This window comes from Chitinophaga sp., assembly GCF_036566945.1.
GTDB lineage: Bacteria > Bacteroidota > Bacteroidia > Chitinophagales > Chitinophagaceae > Chitinophaga.
The window spans coordinates 1-3,596 of record NZ_DATCVJ010000960.1 but is presented as its reverse complement, the minus strand read 5'-3'; the positions used below and the strand labels follow the sequence as shown (position 1 = coordinate 3,596).

Annotated in this window: 4 protein-coding genes; 2 read left to right on the top strand and 2 right to left on the bottom strand. The window is 39.0% G+C overall.

The annotated features are described in order from the left end of the window. Positions 1 to 345 precede the first annotated feature (345 nt). Positions 346 to 492, top strand: a complete 147-nt coding sequence (locus VIP81_RS28940; protein WP_331969874.1) for a hypothetical protein — start codon at positions 346 to 348, stop codon at positions 490 to 492. 180 nt (positions 493 to 672) lie between these two features. On the opposite strand, the gene VIP81_RS28935 is transcribed toward VIP81_RS28940, so the two are convergent. After that, positions 673 to 1,224 carry a lipase family protein gene (locus tag VIP81_RS28935; protein ID WP_331969871.1) on the bottom strand — a complete coding sequence of 184 codons (552 nt, stop codon included), beginning with the start codon at positions 1,222 to 1,224 and terminating at the stop codon, positions 673 to 675. A gap of 545 nt (positions 1,225 to 1,769) precedes the next feature. Continuing rightward, complete coding sequence (locus tag VIP81_RS28930) at positions 1,770 to 2,195, bottom strand: thioredoxin family protein (RefSeq protein WP_331969868.1); 426 nt, start codon at positions 2,193 to 2,195, stop codon at positions 1,770 to 1,772. Positions 2,196 to 2,606: 411 nt separating this feature from the next. Between VIP81_RS28930 and VIP81_RS28925 the strand changes: the two genes are divergently transcribed. Next, the gene (locus VIP81_RS28925; RefSeq protein WP_331969865.1) at positions 2,607 to 2,861 is read left to right on the top strand and encodes a hypothetical protein; all 255 of its coding nucleotides are present in this window, start codon (positions 2,607 to 2,609) and stop codon (positions 2,859 to 2,861) included. The last annotated feature ends 735 nt before the right edge of the window (positions 2,862 to 3,596 follow it).

Genomic DNA, 3,596 nt, shown 5'->3' with positions numbered 1-3,596 from the left:
TAAGAGGTAACAGCATAACGAGTCTATTTTTTAGTCTATTAAAGTGGGGCCAACCCGAATAAAGGTAAGAAGTAGAAACGCGATTCGCTGTTGTAGAATACTTAATAACCAGCCTGTTAGGTGTGGTTTAAGTATTCCGCGGTAAGACTAGGAAATAGATCGGAAATCCCAAGGGGATCACTGGAGAGTTTGGAGACCTGCACTTGGTGCGGGTCTCCTTTTTTTGCTCTATAATTTGCCCTATAATGATTGAGTATGGCGTAGAGTTTACGAGGCTTTACTGTATATAGCCGTCTATTATCCAATATTTAAAACATTATTCTCATACATCTAAAAATTGTGTTTATGAAGCAAACTAATAATTCAGTTGCGTATTCAGATAAAGACGAATTCATTCGCCTTCCTTCTTCTAACGAAATAGATGAAAAAGCACTAATGGTTATTCCTTATTTTGATACTATAGTTGAAGAATTGATGGTTATTCGTTCTTAATGAATCAATTCTTAACTCTAATTCTTATGGCCGAAGTCTGAGGAAGCCCACAGCTTCATCAGACCGGCTAAAAAATCTGCCCTTCTGTAGTTTTGTGCGCCAGCAATTCACCCAAAGAGAGCAGTCTAAAAGACTAGCTTCAAAGTTTTACTCTATGTGTTTGTTTAAGCTGTTCTTAATCTAAACTGATTTCATTATTGGTATTGCAAGAGAGACTACCGGCAGCTCTACGCGTAGAGCATTGGCATAATTGACGAACTGATGTTGATAGCCTGTCTGCGTTAACCAGTCGCCAATAGTATTAGCAATATATTTAGGATCCAGTTTTGTGTAAAAGCGCTCAGACTTATAATTGTATCTGGGAAGATGTGTATTTGCAAAATGCATGAGGGTTCTCTCCAGCGTATTTGTTCGCCCTTCATAGGTGATTGTAATTTCCTTTACATTCGGTGCAGGTTCGTATATCACTGCAAAATACCATGCTGTAAATTTTGGGATATCCGAAACAAAATCGTTACTATTTTGGAACTGCAATAAATTAGGCTTAGGCAACTTAGAATAGAGGTCTTCGACAAACGGGGTGTTGCCGGCAGCAACTGCTGCAAAAGTGCAAAGGAAAATGTTTCCTTTCGTAAAATTCTCCTGCCCGTGTGATGAGAAAAATGACGCAAATACACTCGCCATAGTACCACCCCGACCATAGCCTGTAATGAGTCGCGTCTTTGGGTACACTCTTACTTATCAAAAAGTCAACGATAGATTTGCCTGATCCTAATGTGTCCTGCATTTTCAGGATATTGTCGAAGGTAATGGCAGCACCTTCGCTGATATGTGAATCTTTGAATCCGGAGTTGACATAAGGCCAGCTGCGCTGTTTTAGGCGAGCCCAAATTCCTTTCCTATGGAGTCTACAGCAATAAATGCGTAGTTAGCGTAGTTCGCGCTATTAGTCAGAATGCCACTCCAGACTATTTTCCAGCCTGGCAGCACTTTTTCGATGTCTGAAACTGGGTCAACAGCATAAGCGGTGTAACTTAGCTTAATTGCTGTTTGTTCATTCTTATCCCCAGTGATTCATGTCACAGTTATGGTTTTTGAGATTAAAAAATGTGGGATTAAACTGATTATCTAACACATAGCCGGTTTTTCGCTTGAAAAATTGAGTTGTAAGTAAATTTAACACCCTGACTATGAAAAAGTCTTCAAAAACACACAAAAACAGTTTTTAAAAGACACTTCATCTATAAAGCTCAATTTCACTTTTGGGTCAGCCCCAATCAACTGTTAAACGATCCATCTGGTTTGGGATGCATTATTGATGGATCATGATGTGGGAGGGGCCATTCATTTTCTTTCGCTATTGAATCCTGGATTTTATCCGGTGAGTTGAGGTATTCCTGGATATCCTTGTCGAGATGATCTTTGGGAGTGGTGCCAACTTGTTTGTAAACAGGCTTGCCATGTCTGAAGAATAGGACCACAGGCATGGACTTGACATTGTAGGAGGTAGCAAGCCAGGGCTCCTTGTCCACGTTTATTATACCCACCTTTACTTTACCGGCATACTCCTCAGCCAGCTCTTCAATGACTGGGCGCAATGCGGCGCAAGGACCACAGCATTCTTCCCAGAAGAGAACAATACAGAATTTGTCATAGTTCTCCACCTCCTTAAATATGTTTAAAATAGTTATTTCTAAAAGCATATGCTATTTATTTAACTGTTATAAAGATTGTTTTGATGCTTTATCATCGTCTGTTGTTTAAGCCATATAACAGCAAAGACTTAGGTTTGTTGTTTACAAGGATTAGATTTTTAGAAAAGTAAGGTGGGGCGAAAAATGAATGAAGAAGAAGCAAAGGTGAAAAAACCGGTAATATTTGACAATCATACAAACAAAAAAGGCTTGTAAATAGATTACCTTACAAAGACTGGTATGCATCTTACGGCTATTTTGCCAGGAATGTAGGTCACCATATGAGCGAAGAATGGCGAGTAGGTATGATGCAATATTTCCTCAGAAAAATGAGGAACGAAGGTCGTAGCCATGATTTACACGGCATTGAAGCATTATGCCATGATGTAGGTGGACCAGACTTCATAAGATCATATATGCTTGATAGAAGATGCAGACGCTGGCAATGGCTTATTAAGATTGCATGCGATCAGAAACTTACCTGCGGAAATCATCCTGTCGGATATGCTGAATGTCGGTCTTTTAAAGGATCTCCAAAAGGAGATAGCACTAGAGCTGATTAGTAACGCGCAACGTTACGCCCCGCAGGCTTTATTCGGGCACATAATGGAGCAATTGCCTGGGAAATTTAATACTACTTCTGCAAAGCAATGGGCAAGGGATGATATTAAATAGCAATTACGATAACTATATCCTTGCTATTTAAAATAGCATCCATCCCTAAATCTAAAGTAGCTGCAAACTTATTTCTGCCGTTAGGAGGAGTTGTCATTTGCCCCAATTGCGGTAAGCTGGTTACTTGTTGTGGAAGTGTAAACCGCTATAAAAAGGGATATCCTTCCTACCAATGCAATATTTGTATTATCTAAACTTTTTTATAAATCAGGTAATTTGTGACAATTTCGCAAGTCAAACATGAATAAGTTCGAGTTTTGTACCATAGGGATCACTGGGGAAACGGGATACCTGCGCATGGCGCGGTTTTTTTTGTTTTTGGTCTATTTGTTAGTCTATCAAAGTGCGGATTCGCTGTTTTGGCTTACTTAGTTTCATTTGGGTTGATCTATCATTACTAAATTACAACATTCATAGTTTAAGTTATGGAATTAGTTTTTTATGATTCTAGCGGAGTTTATGGAATTTTATAAGAGACATATTATTTATCAGGATAGGATCCTGCACTTATTTTTGCCACTTATGCAGATGTGAATAAAACATCGGTGTTTGTTAAGATAAAGTACGTGTACAGTCGGCAAGTAGCGTACTTTGGGTTTGTTTGTAATGTTTAAAACAGGCGGAAGTATCGTAAAAGAAAGAAAGCTTTTGGTTGGGAGAGAAATTCAGCGTTCATGAGGCCTATACGAAGTGAAAGACCTATCTCTACATTCAGCTATTAATAAAAGCCAACAT